The sequence below is a fragment of the Corynebacterium sp. LaCa54 genome, assembly GCF_046717495.1.
Classification (GTDB): domain Bacteria; phylum Actinomycetota; class Actinomycetes; order Mycobacteriales; family Mycobacteriaceae; genus Corynebacterium; species Corynebacterium kefirresidentii.
In genome coordinates, this window is the sequence record NZ_CP177115.1 from 1,087,579 (window position 1) to 1,113,765 (window position 26,187).

Consider the following 26,187-nt stretch of genomic DNA (forward strand, 5'->3'; position numbering starts at 1 on the left):
TTTGCACAGTCAATCATGTGCTATGGGCTTAGAGTAGATTGGCCAAAAAGTCCTTGGTACGTGGCTGTTGCGGATTATCCAGCACTTCAGCGGGGCTACCAGACTCGATGACCACGCCGCCGTCCATGAAGAAGACTTTATCTGCCACCTCGCGGGCAAAACCCATCTCGTGGGTGACTACGAGCATGGTCATGCCCTCGGCCGCGAGATCCTTCATTACGCGTAGTACTTCGCCGACAAGCTCGGGGTCAAGGGCTGACGTGGGTTCGTCGAAAAGCATGAGCTTAGGGTCCATCGCTACCGCACGAGCGATAGCAACGCGCTGCTGCTGGCCGCCGGAGAGCTGTACGGGGTAATTATTGGCCTTGGAGGCTAAGCCAACATCCTCGAGCAACTCCATGGCGCGGGCGCGGGCGGTTTCCTCTGGGATTTTCTTCACCTGCACCGGTGCCTCAATGATGTTTTCAATCACCGTTCGGTGGGGGAAGAGATTGAAGGATTGAAAGACCATGCCGATATCGGAGCGCTGCTCGGCGGCTTCCTTTTCGCTGATCTCATAGAGGGTCCCGTTTTTCTCGCGGTAGCCAATCAGCTCGCCGTCGACGTATAAGCGCCCGGCCGTTGCTTTGTCCAAGTGGTTAACGCAGCGCAGGAAGGTAGACTTGCCGGAACCCGAAGGTCCTAATAGGCAGGCCACCTCGCCGGCTTGGACCTCGAGGTTAATGCCTTTGAGGACTTCAAGCTGCCCGAAGGACTTGTGGACGTTCTGGGCAGAAATCATGGGAGTAGCCATTATTTTTGAGCCTCCGAAATCACGGATACGTTGCGGGGAATGGTTCCTTCAGCATCTGCAAGAGCAGCAAGCTGGCGGCCGGTGAGTTCGCGGGTTGCACCGCGCTCAAAGCGGCGCTCCAAGAAGTACTGACCCACCATAAGTAGGGAAGTAACCACGAGGTACCAAGAAGCCGCGACCAATAGCAGCGGGATGGGCTGGAAAAGGGCGGCGGAAATATCCGTGGTACGGCCGAAGATTTCCTCTGTATAAGGAATGGCCACGACGAGGGAAGAGGTCTTGAGCAAGGAAATAAACTCATTGCCCGTAGGCGGAATGATAATGCGCATGGCCTGTGGAAGGACGGTGCGGCGCATGGTCATCCACCACGACATGCCGAGTGCCTTGGAGGCCTCCTTTTGGCCCTCTGGAACGGAAGTGATGCCCGAGCGCACAATCTCGGCCATATAGGCCGCTTCATTAAGTCCTAGGCCCATTACCGCAAGGAAGAAGGCGTTGGTGAGGATGGTCTGCAAAGACACCTCGGTAAAGCCTAGGTTGATGGACTGGTAGATGGCAGAGAGCAGACCCCAAAACACCAGCTGGACATAAATCGGCGTGCCACGGAATACCCAGAGGAAAATCCAGGAGACGGCGCGCAGCACCGGGTTAGGTGACATGCGCATGACCGCAAGCACGGCACCACCGATAACGCCGATGATCATCGACAAAATAGTGATGGCGATGGTGTGCAGGGAAGCGAGCGCGATGCGCTTATCAAAGAGGTACTGGAAATAGGTTCCCCAGCCAAAAGCCTCGTTGCGGGCGGAGGCAATGATGAACCACACTCCCAGCACGATGAGTAGGCCAGCGAAGACCCAGCGCCATGGATGGCGCAGCGGGCGGGCCTCGATCTGCGCGGGTTCTTCTTTAGGCTTGGCCGTAGCCGGCGTCGCCGCATTCTCATTAACCATTGATCGGCCTTTCATTAATCATTGCCTGGTCTATTAATCCATCCTCGATGCCCCAGCGGGACAAAATTTCTGCATACTCGCCGGTTTCGATGAGGTGCTGCAGCGCTGCGGCCGATGCCTTGCCCAAATCGGAATCTTTAGGAACTGCGAAGCCATACGGCGAGGCTTGGAACATATCGCCTACCTGCTGCATTTTTCCCTCAGAGCGATTGACCGCCCACGCTGTGACCGGGGAGTCCGCAGACAGGGCATCCGCGCGCCCCATCAGGACGGCCAGCGCGGCGTTATCCCCGGTGTCATAAGACAAGACGGTGAGATCGCCATTACAAGCTTCTTGCTTAGGGCGAACATCATCGGTTTCGGAGACCGTTGTGCGCTGCACTGCGACTGTCAATCCGCAGGGGTTATCGGGGTCGACCTTCCTAGGCCCGTCCACGCGCTCGGCCCACTGGATACCGGCGTAGAGGTGGTCTACAAAGTCGAATTCATTCCGGCGGTCTGGGTTATCCGTAAAACCGGAGACACCCATATCGATCTGGCCCGATTGCACGGCCGGCAAGATCATGGAGAAGTCCTGCTCCAAGGGCTGGAAATCGAGGCCCAAGACACCTGCTACAGCGCGGGCTAGGTCAAGCTCGACGCCTTGGAGGGCTCCGTGGGAATCCTTAAGCTGAAATGGCGCGTAGGGCGGGTTAGTGCCAGCGGTGAGGACGCCATCATTGTCGTCATACATGGCGGCAATCTCCGGTACTACAGTGGTGTGGGGTTCTTCCCAGCCCTCTGGAGTGGAATCTTCCTCGTTGGTGACGCAAGCGCTTAAACCCAAAGTTGGGATAAGGACCGCGGCAATTGTAGCGCGGCGAGAAAACGTGCGCGGCATTATTTCTGCGCCGTCCTTTCATCTATGGCGCGAGCTTTCTTCAGGTCAATGAAAATGAACGCGGAAACGATAAGAGCGCCGAGGATGAACATGCCGATGATAATGCCGCTGGAGGCATCCTGGTCAGCACCCCACGGCCACAGTGCACGCAAAGAACCGAGCATGAAACCTGCCATGGCCATCAGCGTAGGGGCTCGGTGATGATCCAGTAAGAAGTTCAAGACCTTGATAAACGCGGCGAGGCCGCACAAGGCACCCAGCGCAAAGACGGCTATGGTGCCAAGATCTCGATCCGATACAGCGCCGATGATGGGTTGGTACAGCCCCATGGTCAACAAGATGAGCGAGCCGGAAATGCCCGGCAGGATGAGTGCGCACACAGCAATGGCGGCGGCAAAGAAAACCACGATAAGGCTGGGATTCTCATGCGGCTCGGAAGTAAAGCCGGTGATAAAGAAGATGGCAATAGTGGCGATCACAAACGCAATGATGGAAGAAGGGCGCAACCGCTCCTGCTTGGACAGCATAGACAGTGGTACGAAAATAGACACGGCGACCATGCCCAAAAATAGTGCCCCGGACGCGGATACGTGATTTTCCACGAAGTTAGATAGCACGGTGGACATTGCGAAGACTGCGATAAACATGCCGACTGCTACGGAGACAAGGAAGCTCCACTCGACTCTCTTGAAGCGACCAGAGATGAGGTCATTGGCATTGTGGACTGCGCGTTCATAAATACCCACGATGAGCGCCACGGTGCCACCGGAGATTCCGGGCACAAGTTCGGCCATGCCGATGAGGGCACCGCGGATAGCGTTCAAAATGTATTGCATAAATTTAAAATCTACCTGGGAGAGGGCTGGAGTGGCGGGCGACTGGCCTAGGCGGGCGGGGAGAAAGTGCTTCCCGGTGGTGGCCATGTGGACCGCTGTTAATAGTGATGCATATCTTTCATTGAAAGGCGATTGGTTATCCGTCACGGAAAGGGACGTGATTTCTCTGACCGTAGAGGTGAAACAATCATTGAGGCGAATCCTCGTTCATGAATATTCTGTCAGAATAATACACTTCAGTGCAACTATGCAGTTTGGGGCATGGTAGGCGCGGCCTCCCGCAGTCAGGGCTGTTCTATATGGAAGAAACTATAAGTTTCCCATTATTCAGTCTGGTGTTTACGTAGGTGTCAACTAACTGAAAGATTGACTGCCTACTATTTCCTGCGTATTCCCGTCTTTCTCCCGTGCAAACATTCCTTTTCAGTGACCAAGGACTCTCTATGAAGAATCGTTTTGTCCTGCCCGCGGTGACTGTCACCGCGGTGGTGGGAAACCTCATTTTTGTGCCGGCAGCAAGTGCTGCGGAGGGGGCGTCGCCAAGCGAAGGCTCTCGTTTTAGCATCGGTGTACTGCCGGATACCCAGTTCTATTCGCGCTATTCCACCCCAGAGACCGGCAACCTGGCCCAAGCTCGCTACGGCAGCGAACCCTACTTGGCGCAAACCCAATGGTTAGTGGACCATCAAGACGAGTTGAACATGGACTTCGTCACCCACCTGGGTGATGTTGTAGACCAGTGGAACGTGGAGGGCGAATGGCAGGTGGCTGATAAGGCCATGCAGGTCCTCGACGATTCGGACTTGAACTATTCGATCCTGCCAGGCAACCACGATATGGACGTGGAGGGCGCGGCAGCCCACCCGTATGACAAGTGGTTTAGCGCCGACCGCGCTAAGGCCGCCAACTCGGAGACTTTTCAAGAGCGCTACACCGCCGTCAATAATGACTCCGAGGCGCATATCTTTGAAGCCGAAGGCCAGAAATATCTCAATCTAGCCCTGGGCTGGCGCGCTGATGAGAAGGCTATTGCCTGGGCACAAGGCATCATTGATAAGCATCCAGACCTTCCGGTCATTGTGACCACTCATGAGGCCCTCAATATTGATGGTGAAGGAAACGTCTTCTATTCCGATGACTATGGCAAGGGATTGTGGGATAAGTTCATCAAGAGCAATGATCAGATCTTTCTCGTGATGGGCGGCCACCACCACGGTGCCGGATACCGCGTGGACAAGAACGATGCTGGACATGACGTCGTTTCCATCTTGCAGGACTATCAGATGGCCTACCAGGGCGGAAATGGTTTATTAGGCGTGCTCGAGTTTGACCTTACGGGCAAGCAGCTGGAGATGACCGCGCTTTCGCCGTGGGTGGCGCAAAAGCCGCATGAGGAGCTCACGCAGTTCGATAAGCTCACCTTGGATGATAAGGGCGATAGCTATAGCATTCCGTTCGATTTTGAACAGCGTTTTTCCTCCTTCGCCCCGGAATTCACCGTGGGCGAGGGCCACCAGCCGGACCTAGCGCAGCGCGCCCGCGACATCGCCGCTGAGGGCTATAGGCCATACACCATTGCGGAGGACGAGCTTCCTAAGGGCGCGGACGATTTTGCCAAAAACGACCACACGGTATTCCACTGGCGCCCGGGCGAAGCGCGGGACAAGGATGGGCATGCGCTTGTCGATGGCGCGGTTGCCGGCCGTGGCACCACCATCCCCGATATTGCCAGCGATTCTGGCAGCGACCTGCATCGCGCTGGCGCCATGCTCGGAGACAGGGTGACCTATAGCACCGACCATCACCCGTTGTCCTCTGATGCCGGCTCCCTCTTCTGGTCTGACCCTGCCGGCAAAGTTGGCAATGCCGAGTTCCGTACCGATAAGGGCGTGGCTGCCAATAGCGTCGATACCACCAAGGGATATACCTTCGAATCCTTTGTCAAGATTCCGGAGGATTTCAACGGCGCACAGCATGGTTGGGGAAGTGCGCTCAGCCGTGACTCTGCCATCAATAAACTGGTAGACGGCTCCGAGGACACGGACCCAACCGTCATGTTCGGCATCTCCAACCTTCGTGAGCTGCGCTGGTGGGCGGAGCCGAAGCAGGGAAGCGGCACTACCGTGTGGTCCCACGAGGTTCCCAAAGACGAGTGGATGCATATCGCCGTGGTCAATGATCCCGAACGCGATAGCGTCGAAATGTTCATCAACGGCGCGCCCATCCTGCGCAATGCCGTAGGCGCCGAGGGACTCCTCCCGCGCGACCTGCAGTGGGTCATGGGTGGTGGCTTTGACAACCAGCGCCCACAAGACCCGTGGTATGGCTGGATCGGCGAGACCCGCCTGACTCAGGGCGTCCTGGGCAAGGACCAGTGGCTTACCGCCCGTGCACACAACGATGGCAAGCCGGCCGATACCGCGCAACCTGCCACGGATGGCTCCGCGTTGAGCTCTAGTACGAGTTCGAAGCCTGCCATCTTAGGAGCAATCCTTGGTATTGCCGGGGTGGCTGGCCTCATTGGACTAGCACTGCCGCAGCTGAAGGCTTCCATCCCGCAGATTAACGCGCTCCTGCGCAAGTACCACCTGCCGACTCTGCCCGAGTTGGGCTAAAGCACTGGGTAGAGGGATTTTGCAGTATCAGGCTTTAAAGCTTTAGCTGCACCAAAGCGCTTAGGTTCTTCGCCATAAGGGGAGAGAACCTAAGCGCGTTTTGGTTTTAATCTTCGCCCTGCTTGGAGAGATAATCCACCTTCCACCAAAACCAAGCGGAGGCTGCACCCAACACGACGGGTATCCAGGCTAGGGAAGGGGATTGCACGGCCATCATTGCCAACAATGTAATGAGCGTCAATGCAGTGAAAACTATCGCTTTAATTCTTTCCACTCGCAATCGGTTCATGAAATCTCCTCAATGTGGAAGGTATGCCAAATTTACACAGTCCAAAATAGGAGACTCTTGTCAGAGTGTCAATGATAGTTTACGGTATGTAACGTGAAATGTGCTTAAATTTTGGAATCGATGTCCTAGATTGTTTCGCTGGCGGCTGAAAGACGCCTCGAGCACAAGGCGGCGAGATGTGAGGTTTGGGAAATGTCTAGTGATCAAACACAGAAGTCTGGGGACAACCTAGGGGATAAGGTCGAAGGAATGTTCCTGACGGTTGTTGCTTTCGTTCTCATGCTTTCCGTACTTGGCTTAGTTCTGTGCATAGTTCGGTTCGACGATTATGTCGACGCTTTTGTCGTTATTCACCGCAGTTCATTCGACGGAATCGAGGATGCACGCGTGAGGCGGTGGATAATGGGTGTACTTCTACTTATTCGCTCCCTAGCAGCCCTTTCGTGGGTTACATCCTTTTTCCACCTTAAAAAGACGTTAGCTAAGGCGACTAGAAAGAGATTTCTGTTAATGGGGGTGTACTCCATCGCCTCTGCCTGCGGCTTTGGCTATCTCGCGTTGAGGGCGGAACTGGCGAGCTTGGAAGCCATACGGGTCACACAGGCTAGTATTTGTGGCTTTTTGGCGGCCTATCTATGTTTCCAGAGCTTGAAAACCTGGCAAGCTTCTACCCGTTCAACTACACGTCGGTAGGAGGGGCGAACATGAAAAAAGACCCCGCTTTCCGATTTACCGGACATGCGAGGTCTTTTCTATCTGTGCCCCTGGTGAGACTCGAACTCACACTGGACGGGTTTTGAATCCGTTGCCTCTGCCAATTGGGCTACAGGGGCGCACAGTGCCAAGGCTTGCTGCCTGTGACTGTGAAAATAGTAGCGCAGGGACTAGGGGAATTCCTAATTGGGTAGGGGAAGCGGGGGAATGCCCACGTCATCCAATAAATGTGCACCGGGGTGTTCGTATATCGGCTCGCTTCTCTAGGATGGGGCAGGTGACTACTAAACAGCCTCGACTTCTGCTCATTGACGGCCACTCTATGGCCTTTCGTGCCTTCTACGCCCTGCCGGTGGATAACTTTTCTACCTCGGGCGGCCAGCACACCAATGCCGTATATGGCTTTCTATCGATGCTTTCCAATATCGTGGCGGAGGAGAAGCCCGATGCCATCGCGGTGGCATTCGATGTAGGGCGAAAGACCTTCCGCACCGAAATGTTCCCGGACTACAAGGCGCAGCGTGAAGCCGCGCCGGAGGAATTTAAGGGCCAGGTTGACATCATCCGCGAGGTGCTCGAGGTGCTGGGGATTACCACCCTCTCCCGCGAGAACTTCGAAGCCGACGACATCCTCGCCACGCTGGCGACCGAGGCGCAGGCCTATGAGACCCTCATCGTCACCGGTGACCGTGACTACCTGCAATTGGTAAATGAATCTACGACGGTGCTCTATCCCATGAAAGGCGTATCCACTCTCCACCGCTTTACGCCTGCCGCGGTGGAAGAGAAGTATGGTCTCACGCCTGCGCAGTACCCAGATTTCGCTGCCCTGCGCGGCGATCCGTCCGATAATTTGCCGGGTATTCCCAAGGTGGGCGAGAAGACGGCGACTAAGTGGATTGTTAAATACGGGGACTTGGCATCACTGGTTGAGCACGCCGAAGAAATCAAGGGCGTGGTGGGCAATAACTTCCGCGAGCGCATCGATCAGGTGCAGATGAATCGCAAGCTCACCCAAATGATCACGGATATGGACCTAGAGGTAAGCCCGGACGATCTGGCTTTCAAGGAGGCTAAGGTTGCTGACGTTGCTGCTAAGTTCGATGACCTCGAATTTGGCACCAACCTGCGCGATCGCGTCCTGGCTGCCATTCCCAATGACGGCGCTGAGCCAGCGGAGCAGACCGAGGAGGTCCAAGAGTTAGAGACAGTCATCGACGATGAGCCATTGTCCCAGTGGCTGCCAGGCCGAGAGCACGTTGCGGTCTATGTCCAAGGCGAGGGAAACCCAGGACAGGGCGATGCTTCTGCCATTGCCTTCGTAGACCAGGAATGCCACGGCCTGCAAGTGGAGTTGGGCGACCTTTCTGCCGCGGACGATAAGGCCCTAGCGCAGTGGCTGGCCTCCGATGCGCCGAAGTATTTCCACGAGGCGAAGGCGGCCTTCCATATGCTTGCCGGCCGAGGCATTGAGCTAGCCGGCATTGCCCACGACACGGCCATTGCCGCCTACTTGCTGCGCCCCGGTCAGCGCACTTACGCGCTTGCCGACGTCTACCAGCGCCATCTCCAGAAGACCCTCGGCGCTGCCACGGAGCAGCTTTCCCTGCTGGATGATTCCACCTTGGTGGACCAAGCCGCAGCAATTATGGAGTTGGCAGAAAGGCTCACTGCAGAGCTCCAAGAGATTGATTCTTTCGAACTTTATACCGACTTGGAGCTGCCCTTGGTGACCATTTTGGCGCGCATGGAAGCTACCGGCATTGCTGTTGACGTAGACATTCTCGAAACACAAAAGGATGCCTTCGTAGAGCAGGTCGCCGAACAAGAGCGTGCCGCCCGCGAGCTTGCCGGTGACGATAAGCTCAACCTCAACTCACCCAAGCAGCTACAAACGGTACTCTTTGAGACTTTTGATCTGCCCAAGACCAAGAAGACAAAGACCGGTTATTCTACCGCGGCTAAGGAGATTGAACAGCTCGCGGTTAAGAATCCCCACCCATTCTTAGACCACCTTTTGGCTCACCGTGAGTACCAAAAGATGAAAACCACCCTCGAAGGTCTAATCAAGACCGTGCAGCCGGACGGTCGCATCCACACCACGTTTAATCAGACAGTGACGTCGACTGGCCGCTTGTCCTCGACGGAGCCAAATCTGCAGAATATTCCGGTGCGGACCGAGGCTGGGCGACAGATTCGCTCCGCGTTTGTCGTAGGCGAGGGCTACGAAGAACTCATGACCGCGGACTATTCGCAGATCGAGATGCGTGTGATGGCGCACCTCTCGGCAGATCCCGGGCTTATCGAGGCCTATAAGGACGGCGAAGACCTGCATAACTACGTCGGCTCCCGAGTCTTCGACGTCCCCGTCGACCAAGTCACGCCGGAGCTGCGCCGCCGCGTTAAGGCAATGTCTTATGGTTTGGTCTATGGCCTGTCCGCATTCGGTCTATCCCAGCAATTGGGAATCCCGGCTGGGGAAGCGAAGTCCATCATGGAAAGCTACTTCGAGCGTTTTGGCGGGGTAAAGAAATACCTCGATGAAGTTGTGGTCCAGGCACGTAAGGATGGGTATACAGCCACCCTCTTCGGCCGCCGCCGCTACTTGCCAGAGCTCAACTCCGATAACCGCCTAGCGCGCGAGAACGCAGAGCGAGCCGCATTAAATGCACCGATTCAAGGTACCGCGGCAGACATTATCAAGGTGGCAATGATTCGCGTGGACCGCGCATTGCAGGGCATGAAGTCCCGCGTGCTGCTACAGGTCCACGATGAATTGGTAGTCGAGGTCGCCCATGGCGAGGCTGACCAGGTCCGTGAAATTCTCGAACGAGAAATGGACTCCGCCATCGAGCTCAACGTCCCGCTGGAGGTCTCCGCTGGTGCAGGCAAGGATTGGGATGCCGCAGCCCACTAGCGCGGCTTCTTTCTCTCGCCGGGAAAAGGCGCGTCTTAGGCTCGCCTCGCAAGGCCTAAGCGTTCAGCGGTGGGAGAGTGCGGAGGAAGTGGTCCGGGCTTTCGGTGTTATGCAAGGCCAGGACCTGCACTCCGTGCGCCGATCGCTGGCCTTGCGGGCGCAAGACCGCTCAGATGCCGGAAATATTGTGCGTGGGTATCCCATGCGTCATACGCTTTTTGCGGCTTCTATCAAGGACATAGGCTGGATAACTGAACTCTGTGCTAAACGGCGAAAGGGCGACGCAGAGTTAGTGGCAAAGGTAAACAAGCTTATTGATCGTCCGCTTTCGCGTGCCGAGCTTAAGGAGCGGGCTGCCACAACGTTGCCCGAGGTGCCCTTCTGGCATGTTGTGCGTGTAGCAATGGAAAGCGGACACGCCGTCTACTCCGGAGTCGAACAACTCATCACACCGGTTGAGTTGCCGGGATTAGACGAAGCCTTCAATGGAGACCAGGTCGCAGCTACCGCTGACCTAATGGTCCGATATTTCCGCACTCACGGCCCAGCGACGCTGCGGGACTTTGCGTGGTGGACAAAGCTACCGCAAAGACTAATTAGGCCAGCAGCTGACAGCCTTCCGCCGGACATCGAGCGGTGTGGAGAAGAGTCCCAGGACTTTGTCTCGAAAGTTGTAATGGATATGGCCGAGGCGCGAAGAAAGCGTTCGGTGCTCTTATTGGGAGCTTTCGACGAGTACATCCTGGGATACCGAGATCGGTCATTTGCAATGACTTCAGAAGTTCACGAGATACTTGCCCCTGGAAACCGTGGTGTATTTCGCCGCGCTGTTGTGGTGGACGGCCAAGTTCGTGGGACGTGGAATAAACAAGCTATCGAGGATCTGGGTATACCCGGCTACGCAGAGCGGAAGGTTCAGAAACTTTGGCGGAATGCGCGTTAAGTTTTTTTAGATAGCCTGTTCATTGTAGAAAAGTTATGGATATACGGTTCTTAGAACACCGATAGACATTCAGACAGAAAGGAAAAGCGCACAGTGACTCCGGAAGAGAAAATAAATAAATGGAATCTCCGCTCTTTTGAAAGCCTGTGGGCAATTCAAGTGAATCTTCCTGCAGCCGATATTAATGAACTCGGGCTAGCCCAATTCCTTGAAGAATATAAGGTTTCTGCAATTTCGTACCCGGTTTTAGCCGGGTGTTACTTTTTGATGGCCATGATCATGGCGCGCGTGGCGCCAAACCCTAAGGTCAGGCGATTGACGGCCGTTGGGGTGATGGTCGTATCCACGGCGCTTGCGTTTCTCTTTCCGTCCGGGTGGATGTTTGCTGCGTTGGTTATTTTCGCACTTGCTTATTACCTCTGGCCACGAAAAGAAGGCGTGTCTATCTGAGGTCGGCGCTCCACTAGGCAATTGGCGAGCATGTCGAAAGGGGTTTGACCAAAAGCGAGCATGCTTATGCTGAGAATCGCTAAAAGTAGCGGCATGACTCCGGGCCAGCCTGTCAGCGTAAGCATTGTTAGCAATAACCAGGAATTGCGCAGGCAAGCGGTGAAGAATCCCGGGTGGGTAGCAATGATTTCTAGCTGTAGGGACCACTTACCTAGCGAGGTGGATTTCGTAGCTTCCACCCATACTCGATAGGCGTAAAAGACCACGGCGGCGGCAATGGCATTATAGAGTTCTAAGGTCTCTCCAGTAAGCGGATGGTCGGCTGCCGCATTCACTACCCACCGCACCACCATGACGATGGCAGCGGCTAGGAAACTGTCAATCCACCAGGCAATGCCACGTCGTATCAATAAGCCAATCCGGTCCAAAACCATGCTCATAGGTTAGCGGGAATTGCGGCAGACGAAAATAATCGTGCCGGGAAAGATTTCGCCGCGCTCCGGAGACCATTGGCCCCAGGTGATCCTAAGGTCTTGCGGCCACTCGGGTTCAATGATGTCCTCGATAAGGAACGGGCCTTTGCCCTGCAAGGCCTGGAACCAGTCGGCGATGGTGCGATGGAACTCCGCATACGTGAGGTTGCCATCGCGGTCTTGCTCCAGATAGGCGCGATCGAAGTAACTAATATCAGCCGTTAAATCGGCAGGATCATCGGGGAAGATCCAGCGCATGGGATGAGTGACTGAGAGGACGAAACGACCGCCTGGTTTAAGAACCCGGGAGACCTCCTGTAGAGCTAAGTCGAGATTAGCGAGGAAAGGAAAAGCGCCGAACGCAGAGAAAGCAGCGTCGAAGGAGTCTGCGGCATAGGGGAGCGACAGCGCATCGGCTTGCGTCAAGGGAAGTACACCAGCAGCGTGGTTGAGCATGCCGCGAGAGATATCGAAGCCAGTGGCAAAGCGGGCACGCGTTTGGAGCCACTCGGTGCACGGTGCGGACCCGCAGCCAATTTCGAGGACGGAAGAATCCGAGACGTCGCCAAGCAGGTGCACTTGGTCCTCATGGAGCATCTCTGGGCACCAATAGAAGGAAGAAAGATAGTCGGGGTGCTCGGCATGGTAGCTAGCGGCGTCGCCATCCCAGTAGACCTGATTTGCTTGTGATGGGGAAATCACGGTGGGGGAAGAACTCCTTGGAGAAAAAGTTGCGTCTTGTATTTGCCCTTTAAGCTGGACAGATGTAGGGTTGAACGGGCGTGTCTATGCCACGGGTTGTTCTAAGCCGTTGTAGGAAGGCTTTAAGCAATCACGAGGCGGGATCGAATACTTTTCTTTTGCTGCTTTGGGCAGCTTAGCAAGCTTTTTTCGAGAGACGCGCAGTTGTCCAATTTCGATTTCCTACATTTATTCGGAGCATTTCTTAATATGCCATCTTCTAACACCCCGCAGGTTGCGATCAACGATATCGGAACCGCAGAGGACTTCCTCGCAGCTGTAGATGCCACCATCAAGTACTTCAACGATGGTGACATTGTCGAGGGTACCGTCGTCAAGGTTGACCACGACGAGGTACTGCTGGACATTGGATACAAGACCGAAGGCGTTATCCCTTCTCGCGAGCTGTCCATCAAGCACGACGTCAACCCAGATGAGGTTGTCGAGGTCGGCGATGAGGTTGACGCACTTGTTCTCACCAAGGAGGACAAGGAAGGTCGCTTGATCCTGTCCAAGAAGCGTGCGCAGTACGAGCGCGCTTGGGGCGCCATCGAGGAGCTGCAGGCCAAGGAAGAGCCTGTCACCGGTACCGTTATCGAGGTTGTCAAGGGCGGCCTCATTCTGGACATCGGCCTGCGTGGCTTCCTGCCTGCATCTCTGGTTGAGATGCGTCGCGTCCGCGACCTGGAGCCGTACATCGGCCAGGAGCTGGAAGCAAAGATCATCGAGCTGGACAAGCAGCGCAACAACGTTGTCCTGTCCCGCCGTGCATACCTGGAGCAGACCCAGTCCGAGGTTCGTTCCGAGTTCCTGCACCAGCTGCAGAAGGGTCAGGTCCGCAAGGGCGTTGTTTCTTCCATCGTCAACTTCGGTGCCTTCGTCGATCTCGGCGGAGTCGACGGCCTGGTTCACGTTTCCGAGCTGTCCTGGAAGCACATCGATCACCCATCTGAGGTTGTCACCGTTGGTGACGAGGTAACCGTTGAGGTTCTCGACGTTGATCTGGATCGTGAGCGCGTTTCCCTGTCCCTGAAGGCTACCCAGGAAGATCCGTGGCGCGTATTCGCCCGCACCCACGCTGTGGGCCAGATCGTTCCGGGCAAGGTCACCAAGCTCGTTCCATTCGGCGCCTTTGTTCGCGTCGAGGAGGGCATCGAGGGTCTGGTTCACATTTCCGAGCTGGCTCAGCGCCACGTTGAGGTTCCGGACCAGGTTGTCACCGTTGGCCAGGAAGTCATGGTCAAGGTCATCGACATCGACCTCGAGCGTCGTCGTATCTCCCTGTCTGTTAAGCAGGCAGACGAGGACTACACCGAAGAGTTCGATCCGTCCAAGTACGGCATGGCTGACTCCTATGATGAGCAGGGCAACTACGTCTTCCCTGAGGGCTTCGACCCTGAGACCAACGAGTGGAAGGAAGGCTTCGACGAGCAGCGTCAGGCTTGGGAGGCACGTTACGCAGAGTCCGAGCGTCGCTTCAACCTGCACACTGCTCAGATCGAGCGCAACCGCGCCGCAGCCGCTGAGGCTGCTGAGTCTGCAGAGTCCTCCAACTACTCCTCTGATTCCTCTGATGCAGCTCCGGCATCCGAGACTCAGGCAGAGGTTGGCGGCTCCCTGGCTTCCGACGAGCAGCTCGCCGCACTGCGCGATAAGCTCGCTGGCAACTAAAGCTTCCGCTTAGTTCCCTGCTGAGCTTAGAGCTCAGCTTCAAGGCCGCGTTCACTTCGTCATATAGACGGGGTGGGCGCGGCTTTTGTGATCTTTGAGACAGGCCCTGCAAACGTTTGCTGAGCCATTTGAGGTTTTTAAGTGGCTGACCAGCGCAGTTAAGAAGGGGGAGGCAAAAATCTCCTGGCAAGCCCACAAAACGGGCTTTTGTTCATGTGGGAATCCTCTTATACTCAACTATGACGTTATAGCCAGTGCTGCACTGGTTATAAGTGGTATTTGAACTGAGGAGTAAGAAGTGGCATCTACCAAGGACACTTCCGCCCACATCGTTGAAAGTATCGGCGGCGCTGACAATATTACGTCGCTGACGCACTGTGCGACGCGCTTGCGTTTCCAACTTGCTGATGCGGGGAAAGTTGATAAAGGAAAGCTCGACAGCGACCCAGCGGTGCTAGGCACCGTGCCACAAGGCGCCCACGGCTACCAAGTAGTCATGGGTGGCGGCGTTGCTGACTACTACAACGAAATCATCAAGCAGCCCGGTGTACACGCTTCCGGTGAGAAAACGGCGTCCTCCAAGAAGGAGTACGACGGCGTTCGTGGCAAGTACGACTGGGTAGATTACTGCTTCGAGTTTCTTTCTGATACCTTCCGCCCAGTTCTCTGGGCACTGTTGGGCGCCTCGCTCATCATCATGCTGCTGATCTTGGCGGACACCTTTGGTATTCAGGACTTCCGTGCGCCGCTGGATGAGCAGCCGGAAGGCTTCCGTTTGGCTCACGCCATGTTCCAGTCGGTCTTTTACTTCCTCCCGGTAATGGTGGGTGCGACCGCGGCTCAGAAGCTGGGTGCGAACATGTGGGTCTCCGCCGCTATCCCAGCGGCACTTCTTACCCCGGAGTTTTTGTCCCTGGGCGAAGCAGGAGATACCGCTAATGTCTTTGGCCTGCCGTTGGTTATTAACTCCTATGGCTCCCAGGTATTTCCCCCGATTCTGGCTGCAATCGGCCTGTACTGGGTGGAAAAGGGACTGAAGAAGATTATCCCAAGTGCGGTACAAATGGTTTTCGTACCATTTTTCTCCCTGCTAATTATGATTCCGGCAACGGCCTTCCTCCTTGGCCCGTTCGGCATTGGCGTGGGCAACGGCATTTCCTGGGTCCTTTATCAAATCAATGATTTCTCTCCATTCATCTTGGCTATAGTTGTTCCGCTGCTTTACCCGTTCCTCGTTCCCATGGGCTTGCACTGGCCGCTGAACGTCATCATGATCCAGAACATCGCCACCTACGGCTACGACTTCATTCAAGGACCGATGGGCGCATGGAACTTCGCCTGCTTCGGCGTCGTCGGCGCGGTCATGGTCATCTCCTTCAAGGAGAAGAACAATGCTATGCGCCAGGTTTCCATCGGTGCGTTTGCAGCGGGCATCCTAGGTGGCGTGTCGGAACCTTCCCTGTACGGCATCTTGTTGCGCTTCCGCCGCAGCTACTATCGGTTGCTGCCAGGTTGTGCCTTGGGTGGCGCAATCATCGGTCTTTTCGACGTCCGTGCAGAAGCCTTCGTCTTTACCTCGGCGTTGACCACCAGTGCCATGACCCCGCATTTGGGCTATGTCCTTGGTATTACGACTGCATTCCTTACTTCTTTCTTGCTCACCTTGTTCTTCGGCTACCGCACGGCAGAAGAAAAGCAAGCTGACTTGGAGCGCATTGCGCGCGAACAAGGCGAGACTGTTGACGATGCAGCTGCTCGCGCAGAGATGAAGTTCCTTAAGGGCAATGGTACAGACTCCGCGATCGAGGGCGGCGCCGTTCCCGCCAGCTCCGCAGGCGCTGCTGCTGCCGGCGTGGCCACTAAGCAGGCTGGGAAAGATGCTATTGCGCTGGAATCTCCCCTCGAGGGCGAGGCGGTCGCTCTATCGGAAGTTCCGGATCCCATTTTCGCCGCGGCAAAGCTGGGCCCGGGTATGGCGGTCCAGCCGGCGGGCAATGCGGTCTTTGCGCCTGCCGACGGCAAGGTGCTCACCGTTCAAAAGTCTGGCCATGCGGTAGGACTGAGCTTGGACAACGGCGTACAGCTACTCATTCACGTAGGTCTCGACACCGTGGAGCTGGGAGGCGAAGGTTTTGAAGTCCATGTGGAAAAGAAGCAACGCGTTTCCGCAGGCGATAAATTGATTTCCTTTGACCCGGAATTTATCCGCTCCAAAGGCTATAACCTGATTACCCCTGTGGTAGTTACTAACGCCACCAAGTTTGGAACTGTCACCGGCGAGCCTGGCCAGGTTTCCTCGAGCGATGTGTTGCTGCACATTTCTCCAAAGGCGGAGGACGCAGAGTAAAAGAGACGCTTTCTCCTGAATTGCAATGAAGAGCCCCACCATCGCGTATGGTGGGGCTCCTTTTCGCGTAGGGTGGCGACCATGAAACTCATTGGCCTTACAGGTGGCATTGGCAGCGGTAAGTCAACAGTTGCATCCTTGTGCCGTGAACGCGGGTGGCGAGTGGTCGACGCCGATGGCATTGCACGCGACGTTGTGAAGCCTGGGAAGCCTGCTTTATCCGAGTTGGCCGCAGCTTTCGGAGAGGAAATCCTGCTGTCGGATGGCAGCCTTAACCGCAAGGAATTGGCACGCCGGGCCTTTGCGGACAAAGAGCACACTGAGTTGCTGAACTCTATTACCCATCCACGCATCCAAGAGGAGACACAGCGGCAATTTGCGACGGCGCGTGGAGATGGCTGTGACTTCGCCGTTTATGATATGCCGCTGTTGGTGGATAATGGCCTGGACAAAGACATGGACTACGTCATTGTGGTCGATGTGGATCCTGAAGAGCGCGTTCGTCGGCTGGTGGCTTTTCGAGGGATAGAAGAGGAAGATGCGCGCCGTCGCATTGCGGCACAGGTACCGGATGAGGTGCGGCTTGCCGCGGCCACGCACGTCATTGATAATAACGGCACGCTTGACCAGCTACGTGTGCGAACGACTGAGGTCCTGGACCGCATTGAAGCGGAGTCACCGAAGGTTTAACCATTGGGTAGCTAAAGTTTACGCCATTTCGAAGTCTTGTTAACCTGGGCAGCTTAAGCTACCCGCCGTGGGAACGTGGGATACTGGGCCTTTTGATAATCACGCGGCGCGAGAACTACTCGCGAGCTTGCGGGATGGTTCCTTCGATCTCAAAAGCTTTCAGCAATCATGTTCCACAGAGCCTATCGACTCGGATGACGCAGAAACTATGATTGCACTCGGCGCCTTGTTGAAATTAAAGGCTGATGCACTGCCGGAAGGCATCGAGCGCGAGGATCTCGCGCCCCTGTACACGCCGCAGTCAAAGGCTTGGCTGCGCCGCCGCATCAATAGTGCGATGCGGCCCGAGACGTCTTCCGTTTATGCGCTGTGGGAGACCACTGGCGAGTTGGAAGAATGGCTTCGCACCGCGCAGAACTCCTTGCCCTGAACGTAGCTAGGCGCGCCACCTAAACAGTAGAGTAGTGGGTATGGCTTTTGCTGCTGAACATCCCCTTATTCCAAATTCCGAGCACCGCGTTGTCAGCGAGGTCGAGCGCACCCCGGGCGAGTTTCAGGTCGTTTCTGAATATGAACCGGCTGGTGACCAGCCCTCCGCCATCGCAGAGCTCAATGACAGACTCAACCGTGATGAGCGCGATGTTGTGCTGATGGGTGCTACCGGTACCGGTAAATCTGCCACCGCCGCGTGGCTCATCGAAAAGCAGCAGCGGCCCACGTTGGTGATGGCGCCCAATAAAACCCTGGCTGCGCAGCTAGCGAACGAGCTGCGCCAGCTCTTGCCGCATAACGCAGTAGAGTACTTCGTTTCTTATTACGACTACTACCAGCCAGAAGCATATATTGCGCAGACCGATACCTATATTGAAAAGGATTCCTCCATCAATGAGGACGTAGAGCGCCTGCGCCACTCGGCTACGTCGGCACTATTGTCTCGCAGGGACGTGGTCGTAGTCTCTTCCGTGTCCTGCATTTATGGCTTGGGCACTCCACAGTCTTACCTGGATCGCTCGGTAATCATTTCTGTTGATGAGGAGCTGGACCGCGATCGGTTCCTGCGACTGCTGGTGGATATCCAATATGAACGCAATGACGTGGGGTTTACCCGCGGCACCTTCCGCGCCAAGGGCGATACGGTAGATATCATTCCGGCCTACGAGGAACGTGCGGTGCGCATTGAATTCTTCGGCGACGATATCGATTCCCTGTATTACATTCACCCCGTGACTGGCGATGTCATAGAGGAAGTAGATGAGGTTCGCATCTTCCCGGCCACGCACTACGTGGCCGGGCCCGAACGCATGGAAAAGGCCGTGGCAGCGATTAAAGAGGAATTGGCTGAGCGCTTGGAGGATCTAGAAAACCGCGGCAAGCTGCTTGAAGCGCAACGTCTGCGCATGCGCACCGAATACGATCTGGAGATGATCGAGCAGGTAGGTTTCTGCTCCGGTATCGAGAACTACTCCCGTCACGTCGATGGTCGTCCGGCTGGCTCAGCGCCGGCTACGCTACTCGATTACTTCCCAGAGGATTTTCTCACCATCATCGATGAGTCACACGTTACAGTTCCACAGATTGGCGGCATGTTCGAGGGCGATATGTCGCGCAAGCGCAACTTGGTCGAATTCGGTTTCCGTTTGCCGTCCGCAGTGGATAACCGCCCGTTGACCTTTGATGAGTTTGAACAGCGGGTCGGACAAACCGTATACATGTCCGCCACCCCAGGCGATTTCGAGCTTACGTCCTCGGATGGCGAATACGTAGAGCAGGTAATTCGCCCGACTGGTCTGGTGGATCCGAAGGTTACTGTCAAGCCCACCAAAGGGCAGATTGATGACCTCATTGATGAGGTGCGCACTCGCATATCGAAGCAAGAGCGTGTGTTGGTGACCACGCTGACTAAGCGTATGGCAGAGGACCTTACTGACTATCTGTTGGAGCAGGGGATAAAGGTGCGCTACCTGCACTCGGATATCGATACCTTGCAGCGCGTCGAATTATTGCGGCAATTGCGCTTGGGAGAATTCGATGTTCTCGTGGGCATTAACCTTCTGCGCGAGGGCCTTGACCTTCCTGAGGTCTCGCTCGTTGCCATTTTGGATGCGGACAAAGAAGGCTTCCTGCGCTCTACAACTTCGCTCATTCAGACCATTGGCCGTGCTGCCCGTAACGTGTCTGGCGAGGTCATCATGTATGCCGATAAAATCACCGACTCTATGCAAGAGGCAATTGAGGAGACGGAACGGCGCCGTGAGAAGCAGATTGCCTATAACCGGGAACATGGCATTGATCCGCAGCCGTTGCGTAAAAAGATCGCGGATATCCTTGACCAGGTCTATGAAGACGGCGGAGACGAGGAGGCTAATTCCGATCCTTCCGCCATGGTGGAAAAGCGGGATATTTCTAGTATGGCTACCGATGAGGTGCAGGCGCTTATCGACGACCTCTCGGCCCAAATGGGTGCAGCCGCGCGTGAGCTCAAATTCGAGCTGGCCGGCCGCCTACGCGATGAGATTGCCGATTTGAAGAAGGAGTTGCGCGGCTTGAAAGAAGCGGGGATTTAGTTTTCTCCCCCTAAAAGTGTGCTGATTGATTCTGCGGGTGCTTCTCTAAACGGCTGCGCTAGTTATACTGAATAGGTGCCAGAAGCGCCGTTTAGTTGTCACTGTGAAATGGTTCAACTGCAAGGAGAATGATGCTTACCTATAAAAACATTGCCGTCGGCACCGATGGCTCTGAAACCTCCCTGCGCGCGGTTCGCGCAGCGGCGTCCATGGCACGGGCGTACGACGCCAAGCTGATTATTATCTCAGCCTTTTATAACCACGCTGGATCCATGCTTGGCGCTCCGAGGGGCGACGAAGCCGGTCTGCCCGTTGTAAGTGAGGACATGGCTGGGACCTATTTGACCAATGCCACCCGTATCGCCGAATCGGAAGGTGCGGAGCACATTGAAATCGTAGGAAAATCTGGAGACCCAGTAAAAGCCTTGTTAGAAGTAGGCCAGGACTATGATGTGGACCTGTTCGTTGTGGGCAACCGCGGCGTGAATTCCGTCCGTGGTCGAGTCTTCGGTTCTGTGCCAACGGAACTAACCCACAAGTCAACGGTAGACGTCGTCGTAGTTAATACCACCGAGGAACGTTAATCGTTTCTCGTTGTTACACTGGCAGTAATGCCCCTGTAGGCTAAATAAACACACCGGGTACATTCCCACAAAGAAAGGTCATCATGAGCGACTACAACTCGATCGTTGTCGGTACTGACGGTTCTAAGTCTTCCCTCCTCGCTGTAGAGCGAGCAGCAAAGATTGCCGCCGCATTCGATTCCAATCTGATCATCGGTTGTGCTTACTACGAGAACCAGGAGCAGGCTTCCAAGACCCTGCGCCAGGATTCCGTTACCATTTTGGGCGATGAGAAGGCCGAGGCTAACCTGAAGGACGCCAAGGCTCACGCCGAGAAGTTCGGTGCTTCTAAGGTCGAAACCGCTGTTCGCCCTGGTACTCCGGTGCAGGCCCTGATGTCCATCGTCAATGACAACGATGCTGACCTGCTCATCGTGGGTAACCGCGGCATCAACTCCCTGACCGGCCGCCTGCTGGGCTCCGTACCTGCAGACGTTGCTCGCCAGTCGGACTGCGACGTGATGATCGTTCACACTGTCAGCTAAATGTGGTGATTGAACCCGCCTTGGTCTTGTTAAAGAGGCCAAGGCGGGTTTCGTCGTTAAGCGCTGCTTACTCCGTGGGGTGCGCGGCGTTGAAGGCTGCGGCAAGGGCACTGCCGTTTGCGCCCTGAATCAGTGGGATTGTGAAATGGCCCTCTTCATTGGCATCTGCCAGGGGGCTCAGGGAGCCATGCGAGAGCAGCTGCTCCTGCGGGCTTAGATTGCGGATGATCACGGAGTGAATCCGGTCCGGGTGCTCGTTAGCCACATCGCCGTAAGTCAATGGATCGTGCTGTCCGTCATCGCCGATCAGGATCCATTGCATGTCCGGGTAAGCAATGAGTAGATTGCGTAGCTGAACCCGCTTATGTTCTTGTCCGCTGCGGAAAAGGCCCGTCTCAGTTGGGCCCCAGTCCGTGAGCAGCATGGGGCCTGCGGGGAAATTATGATGGGACAGGAATTTTTTCAGCGAGCCAAAAGTATTCCATGCTCCCGTAGAAAGATAGAACACTGGGGCCTTTGGGAATCGCTGTTGCAGCTGAGCATAGAACTCGGCCATTCCAGCAACGGCCTGTCGCTTGCTGGGGCGCTTAGCCCAAGAGTTCCACGCCGCTGTCAACGCACGTGGCAGCCACGTAACTAAAACCGTGTCATCAATATCGCTGATGATGCCAATCTTGGCGCTCGGATCCACGATGAGCACCTGGACTTCCACGGCTTGCGCGTTGGCGGCCTCGATCGTTGCCGTATGCCAACCAGGTTCTAACCCATGTTCGTGAACGAGGATGTCAACGTACCCGTTGCTATTGGTTGTGCCCGCGACGGTCTTTTCACCAATAGTCACTGAAATGTCGTGGTTTCCCACCTGAATAGTAAGAAACTGCTGGTAGCCGCGTTCACCCCAGGAATCCTTTTTGCCTTCATCAGGATCGTGCATGAGTACGCGGCCAACAACCCTTACTTGCTCGGTGGTGCCATACCCGGTATAGCCCACAATCTGGGGCTTCCATCCCCGCCGTAGAGAACGCTTCAAAGTAAAGGTGTTCAGCGAGCTTTCAGTTTTGCGCGCAATGTCAGATAAGGCCATGGCCTAAAGCTTACGGGAGCCTAAAGAACTTCGCCGCAGTCACCGACGAGGGTAAGCGACTGGGTAGCACGAGTGATGCAGACATAGAGATTCTGCAAACCCTGCGGGGAGGCATCGACGATCCTCTGCGGATCGAGTACCACCACATGGTCAAACTCTAAGCCTTTAAAGCGTTCTGCCGTGGCGGCGTCAATAACTGCTGTGAGCCTGCCGTCTGCCTCCCTGTGTACACCAGGGGTGTAGCTGCCCTGTGCAAGTCGGCGCACCTGCACGCCATCACGGATGGCTGTAGCCGGGATGGCATCAGGGTTAATCATCTCTAATAGTCCATTAGCCAGCTCAGTGATGGGCTGCGGGGTGCGATAGTTGACGGTGAGAAAATGGTGGCGGAAGCGCTGCGCCACGAACGGCTCCAGAGCCTCGCCCCAATCATCAACACCCGCCGGTGAGCCGGTCTGGGAAGTATCGCCCACCAAGGTCATCCACCGTGAAGGGCAACGACGAAAGAGCATCCGCCACTCCATGGGAGTTAATTCCTGGGCTTCGTCCACGATGATATGACCATACGCCCACGTATGGTCTTCGCGGGCGCGTTGGGCAGTGGTGCGCTTATCGCGTACCTCCTGACGGTGTGCCAAGGTCTCGGCGTCGATGACATCATGGGCAGAAAGAATTTCCGCTTCAAACATGTCATCGTCATTATCTGTGGACTCGGAAGAAGACAAGATATCTAGGGCGTCTTCTGCTTCTGCCACTTGTTCGCGCCACGCAGCATCATCGGCTGCCTTCTTTTCCTCAGGGTTGGGCAGGCCGATGAGGACGGCTAGCTCATCTAGGAGGGCGGCATCCGAATCTGTCCATGCTCGCCCTTGTTCTCGGTAGAGCGCCTCTTGAGTTTCATCGTCGTACCCGCGGGCAGCAGAGGCAATGCGCTCAGGTGAGGAGAATAGGCCAGCAAGCACGTCGGTGGGGTGGAGCTCGGGCCAGAACTCATCGATCAATGCAGTAACGGCCGTATCTTCTGCAAGGTCATCGTGGAATTGATCGATATCGGCGCGCGAAAGGAGGTTCTTCCCGCCGAGCGGATCCGCCCCGACCTTTTCAGCCATCTGCAATGCAAGGTCTTCTACGAGGTGCTCAATAAAGGCACCGCGAGCCTCATTGTGTGGCTTTCGCGAGCGCCGGGCCCGAGTGCGGGCTCTTTTCACCATGCCGGGCGTAACGCTTAAGCTGAGGCCATCAATTGCCAGCTCGCATGGGGCGGCAGGAAGAAGCTGATAGTCCTTGACCGCGGTGGAGAGAATCTCCACCATGGCGGCACTACCTTTGATTTCGCGAGCGACGAGGTCTTCCTCGTGTTCTGGTTCGATTCCGGGGAAGAGCCCGCCGATGGTTGATAGCACCACGCCAGTCTCGCCCAGTTCTGGCAGCACCCGTGAAATATAGTCCAAAAAGCTGCTATTAGGGCCCACGATGAGGACACCCGTGGCAGAAAGTAGTTCGCGGTGGGTATAGAGCAGGTAAGCCACACGGTGCAGAGCAACAGCGGTCTTACCCGTACCTGGGCCGCCTTCTACTACCATGACGCCGCGGGTGTTATCGCGGATAATCTCGTCTTGCTCTCGCTGGATGGTCTCCACGATTGACGCCATGTGGCCGGTACGTGCCCGTTGCATGGCGTGGTAGAGCGCCGATTCGCTCGCGACTCCTGCTTCTTCTTCTCGCACACCGGGGCCGGAAAGAACCTCATCGTGTATTCCGGTGACGGTGCGTCCCTTGGTGCGAATTTGGCGACGGGTGTGGACGCCTTCCGGTTGGGCCGTGGTAGCGAGATAGAAAGGCCGCGCCATTGGAGCACGCCAATCTAAAAGCAGTGTGCGATAGTCATCTTCGCGTGCATCTAGTCCCATGCGGCCGATGTAGCGGCGGTCTAGGCCTTCGGGGGTGGGATTATCGCCGGGGGCGTCGATATCAATGCGGCCAAAGACCAAGCCCATTTGGGCCACATTGAGACGATCAAGCTTTGCCTGCAACCCGTGGTATTCGGTTTCACGGCGCACCAAGGCGTCCGCGTCCGGCGTGGAAGGATCTACATCCGCCTGCACCTCATTAAGCCTTCTATTGGCTGCCGCCACCTCATCGTCGAGGCGCGAAAAAAGTCCGTCCACATAATCTTGCTCAGTAGCGATGGCTGTGCGCTCCGAGGAACCTGCAGCCGCCGCGTGCCTATTGGATGCTGAGTTCACGTGACTCCTTGGTAATTGGACGTTGATGGGGATGGGCCGGGCACGCTGTCCGGCAAGGGGAGAGATGAGTTTAGACCCTGCCATGACAAAGAACAACGGCCCAGCATAAGGCTGGGCCGTGTGTCACTGCCGAGTTATTCGGCCGCAGAAGTTGTGGCTACTTAGAGCGCTTTTCCAGCTTCTTGATTGCTGCCTCAATCTTCTTATTTGCCTCTTTTTGCAGCTTCTCAGCATGCTTGGAAGCCTTCTTGCTTGCGCGCTTGGACTTCGCACCATCCAGCTTGGCGACGGCCTTATCTGCACGTGCCTGAGCCTTGGTAGCGGCCTTTACAGCACCGGTACGGGCGGTGTCGCGATTGGCTTGTGCGGCCTCAAGCCAGTCACCCTTGTTATCTTCAACATAGGTCTTGGCATTATCGACAGAGTCCTCAATGAAGGACTTTGCGTTGCCCAGCAAATCGCGGCCAGACTCCTGCCAATCGTCCTTATTGTCTTCAACATAAGTCTTGGCATCGTCAACGTAAGACTTTGCGGTATCGAGCAACCCGCGGCCGGTGGACTGCCAGTCATCCTTGTTGTCATCTACATAAGCCTGTGCCTTTGCAGAGGTTTCGTTGATCCAGTCGCCGGCCTTGGTGGAAACCTCGTTGGCACGGGCGGAGAGCTCTTCGCGCTTCTGCTCGGACTCAGACTTGGTAGGCAGCGCCTGCTGAATCTTCTTGTTCGTGCGCTGACCAGCCTTTTGTGCGCGCCAACGAAGGGAAGGCTTGCCCTCGGTGTCCTGGGTAGCGATAAACAAGGCGCCGAGCAAAGCGGTATTGGTAAGGAAGCCGTTGCGGCGAGTTTCCTTGTCTTCCTTGTTATCTGCAGCCCAGAAGTTGTTCTTAGCAATCAAGTTGGGCAGAGTTGCGGCGGCCAGAACCGCAGCGGAGGTGCGCGGTGCCTTGCCCAGAGCCAAGGTGGAGCCGGCGCCTACCTTAGCGCCGCCAATAGCGCGGGTAACCAGTTCCGGGTCATTGGGAATATAGCCCTGGTACTCAGAAGGAACGGCCTTGCGCACGCTCTTGAGGAAACCTTCGGTTTCCTTTACATGCTCGGACGCGTTGCGCAGGTTGTCTACGCCTTCCCATACAAATACAGATGCCAGCATGGGGCGGGCAAGCTTGCGAATCATAGTCCTTAAAGCTCCTTAGCTCGTTGTTTTAGACCTATCGTGTGCTAGACCATTGTACGCGGAAATTGGCCACTGGATCACCAGCGGCGCTCCCACCAGTCTTCCAGCTTGGGGCGCTCCTCGCCCAAGGTAGTGGACTTGCCGTGACCGGGGCGCACGATCGTATTGGCCGGGAACTCATCAAAGATGCGCGCGGTGACGTCCTTATACAGGCGTACGAAGTCACCTTCAGAGGTGGTCTTGCCCAAGCCGCCCGGGAAGAGTGAATCGCCCACGAAAAGATTAATTACGCCATCGATGTTTGTAACTAGTGCAGCGCCGCCTGGGGTGTGGCCGCGCAAGATGATGATGGGGAGGTCGAGGCCCGCGAACTTGATGGAGTCGCCTTCGCGGAGCTCAACGTCTACCTCGGCTGGGATAGCCGGAGAATCAAGGAAGGACGCGTAGTGGATAGCGCCGGTCTCAGAGAGAACCTCTTTGAGCGCGCGTACGTGGTCCCAGTGGCGGTGGGTGGTTAGTACCGCGGTGATTTTAACGCCGGCCTTCTGGGCCATGTCGAGGAGTGCGGGGGCGTCATCGGCGGCGTCGACAAGCAAGCCTTCTTCGCCCGCCTGCAAAAGGTAGCAGTTATTGTCCATCTCGGACACAGAAATCTGATGTAACTGAAGCTCGTTAGTCATGTGTCCCAGCCTACGGGTA

General features: G+C 55.9%; 22 protein-coding genes and 1 tRNA gene. 11 read left to right on the plus strand and 12 right to left on the minus strand.

The window, feature by feature from the left end; all coding sequences use genetic code 11:
• Positions 1–28 precede the first annotated feature (28 nt).
• From ACLI1M_RS05390 to ACLI1M_RS05405, 4 genes are read right to left on the minus strand one after another with little or no spacing between them, the layout of a single operon-like run.
• The gene (locus ACLI1M_RS05390) at positions 29–793 is read right to left on the minus strand and encodes an amino acid ABC transporter ATP-binding protein (protein WP_023021666.1); all 765 of its coding nucleotides are present in this window, start codon (positions 791–793) and stop codon (positions 29–31) included.
• Positions 793–1,746, minus strand: a complete 954-nt coding sequence (locus tag ACLI1M_RS05395) for an amino acid ABC transporter permease (protein ID WP_023021665.1) — start codon at positions 1,744–1,746, stop codon at positions 793–795. The genes ACLI1M_RS05390 and ACLI1M_RS05395 overlap by 1 nt, the downstream gene beginning before the upstream one ends.
• Positions 1,739–2,626: an ABC transporter substrate-binding protein gene (locus tag ACLI1M_RS05400; RefSeq protein WP_248098847.1), complete on the minus strand. Its 888-nt coding sequence runs from the start codon at positions 2,624–2,626 to the stop codon at positions 1,739–1,741. Before ACLI1M_RS05400 ends, ACLI1M_RS05395 begins: the two co-directional genes overlap by 8 nt.
• Positions 2,626–3,462, minus strand: coding sequence for a DUF368 domain-containing protein (locus tag ACLI1M_RS05405; protein WP_248098845.1), 837 nt, complete (start codon positions 3,460–3,462; stop codon positions 2,626–2,628). The genes ACLI1M_RS05400 and ACLI1M_RS05405 overlap by 1 nt, the downstream gene beginning before the upstream one ends.
• A gap of 443 nt (positions 3,463–3,905) precedes the next feature.
• On the opposite strand from ACLI1M_RS05405, the gene ACLI1M_RS05410 reads away from it, so the two are divergent.
• Entirely contained in the window at positions 3,906–6,077 is a 2,172-nt protein-coding gene (locus ACLI1M_RS05410; protein WP_248098843.1) for a LamG-like jellyroll fold domain-containing protein, read from the plus strand.
• A gap of 106 nt (positions 6,078–6,183) precedes the next feature.
• Here the strand turns inward: ACLI1M_RS05410 and ACLI1M_RS05415 are convergent, their stop codons facing one another.
• Positions 6,184–6,366: a hypothetical protein gene (locus ACLI1M_RS05415; protein WP_239205600.1), complete on the minus strand. Its 183-nt coding sequence runs from the start codon at positions 6,364–6,366 to the stop codon at positions 6,184–6,186.
• A gap of 759 nt (positions 6,367–7,125) precedes the next feature.
• A tRNA-Leu gene (locus tag ACLI1M_RS05420) sits at positions 7,126–7,199 on the minus strand.
• A gap of 149 nt (positions 7,200–7,348) precedes the next feature.
• On the opposite strand from ACLI1M_RS05420, the gene polA reads away from it, so the two are divergent.
• From polA to ACLI1M_RS05435, 3 genes are all read left to right on the plus strand, one after another.
• Entirely contained in the window at positions 7,349–9,997 is a 2,649-nt protein-coding gene (polA, locus tag ACLI1M_RS05425) for a DNA polymerase I (RefSeq protein WP_248098839.1), read from the plus strand.
• On the plus strand, positions 9,981–10,940 hold the full coding sequence (locus ACLI1M_RS05430; protein WP_301732511.1) for a DNA glycosylase AlkZ-like family protein: 960 nt from the start codon (positions 9,981–9,983) through the stop codon (positions 10,938–10,940). The genes polA and ACLI1M_RS05430 overlap by 17 nt, the downstream gene beginning before the upstream one ends.
• 93 nt (positions 10,941–11,033) lie before the next feature.
• Positions 11,034–11,390 (plus strand): hypothetical protein, encoded by a 357-nt coding sequence (locus tag ACLI1M_RS05435; RefSeq protein WP_248100361.1) that lies wholly within the window; start codon positions 11,034–11,036, stop codon positions 11,388–11,390.
• Here the strand turns inward: ACLI1M_RS05435 and ACLI1M_RS05440 are convergent.
• Together ACLI1M_RS05440 and ACLI1M_RS05445 are read right to left on the minus strand one after the other, a co-directional pair.
• Positions 11,354–11,824: an RDD family protein gene (locus tag ACLI1M_RS05440; RefSeq protein WP_248100362.1), complete on the minus strand. Its 471-nt coding sequence runs from the start codon at positions 11,822–11,824 to the stop codon at positions 11,354–11,356. The two genes, ACLI1M_RS05435 and ACLI1M_RS05440, sit on opposite strands and share 37 nt — an antisense overlap.
• Positions 11,825–11,833: 9 nt before the next feature.
• Positions 11,834–12,565, minus strand: a complete 732-nt coding sequence (locus ACLI1M_RS05445; protein WP_248100363.1) for a class I SAM-dependent methyltransferase — start codon at positions 12,563–12,565, stop codon at positions 11,834–11,836.
• Positions 12,566–12,814: 249 nt separating this feature from the next.
• On the opposite strand from ACLI1M_RS05445, the gene rpsA reads away from it, so the two are divergent.
• From rpsA to ACLI1M_RS05480, 7 genes are all read left to right on the plus strand, one after another.
• Positions 12,815–14,275 carry a 30S ribosomal protein S1 gene (gene rpsA, locus ACLI1M_RS05450; RefSeq protein ID WP_023021654.1) on the plus strand — a complete coding sequence of 487 codons (1,461 nt, stop codon included), beginning with the start codon at positions 12,815–12,817 and terminating at the stop codon, positions 14,273–14,275.
• A gap of 298 nt (positions 14,276–14,573) precedes the next feature.
• Positions 14,574–16,622: a glucose PTS transporter subunit IIA gene (locus ACLI1M_RS05455; RefSeq protein ID WP_023021653.1), complete on the plus strand. Its 2,049-nt coding sequence runs from the start codon at positions 14,574–14,576 to the stop codon at positions 16,620–16,622.
• A gap of 81 nt (positions 16,623–16,703) precedes the next feature.
• Complete coding sequence (coaE, locus tag ACLI1M_RS05460; protein WP_200287579.1) at positions 16,704–17,312, plus strand: dephospho-CoA kinase; 609 nt, start codon at positions 16,704–16,706, stop codon at positions 17,310–17,312.
• Positions 17,313–17,379: 67 nt separating this feature from the next.
• Positions 17,380–17,742, plus strand: coding sequence for a DUF4259 domain-containing protein (locus ACLI1M_RS05465; protein WP_051138343.1), 363 nt, complete (start codon positions 17,380–17,382; stop codon positions 17,740–17,742).
• A gap of 40 nt (positions 17,743–17,782) precedes the next feature.
• Positions 17,783–19,876: an excinuclease ABC subunit UvrB gene (uvrB, locus tag ACLI1M_RS05470; RefSeq protein WP_200287577.1), complete on the plus strand. Its 2,094-nt coding sequence runs from the start codon at positions 17,783–17,785 to the stop codon at positions 19,874–19,876.
• Positions 19,877–20,007: 131 nt separating this feature from the next.
• On the plus strand, positions 20,008–20,460 hold the full coding sequence (locus tag ACLI1M_RS05475; protein ID WP_023021649.1) for a universal stress protein: 453 nt from the start codon (positions 20,008–20,010) through the stop codon (positions 20,458–20,460).
• A gap of 83 nt (positions 20,461–20,543) precedes the next feature.
• Entirely contained in the window at positions 20,544–20,984 is a 441-nt protein-coding gene (locus ACLI1M_RS05480; RefSeq protein WP_005323273.1) for a universal stress protein, read from the plus strand.
• A 67-nt stretch (positions 20,985–21,051) separates the two neighbouring features.
• Here the strand turns inward: ACLI1M_RS05480 and ACLI1M_RS05485 are convergent, their stop codons facing one another.
• From ACLI1M_RS05485 to ACLI1M_RS05500, 4 genes are all read right to left on the minus strand, one after another.
• Positions 21,052–22,068, minus strand: coding sequence for an App1 family protein (locus tag ACLI1M_RS05485; RefSeq protein ID WP_023021648.1), 1,017 nt, complete (start codon positions 22,066–22,068; stop codon positions 21,052–21,054).
• Positions 22,069–22,088: 20 nt separating this feature from the next.
• On the minus strand, positions 22,089–24,314 hold the full coding sequence (locus ACLI1M_RS05490) for a HelD family protein (RefSeq protein ID WP_023021647.1): 2,226 nt from the start codon (positions 24,312–24,314) through the stop codon (positions 22,089–22,091).
• A gap of 157 nt (positions 24,315–24,471) precedes the next feature.
• Complete coding sequence (locus tag ACLI1M_RS05495) at positions 24,472–25,488, minus strand: DoxX family protein (RefSeq protein ID WP_248100364.1); 1,017 nt, start codon at positions 25,486–25,488, stop codon at positions 24,472–24,474.
• A gap of 77 nt (positions 25,489–25,565) precedes the next feature.
• Positions 25,566–26,168: an MBL fold metallo-hydrolase gene (locus tag ACLI1M_RS05500; RefSeq protein ID WP_248100365.1), complete on the minus strand. Its 603-nt coding sequence runs from the start codon at positions 26,166–26,168 to the stop codon at positions 25,566–25,568.
• Between the last annotated feature and the right edge of the window lie 19 nt (positions 26,169–26,187).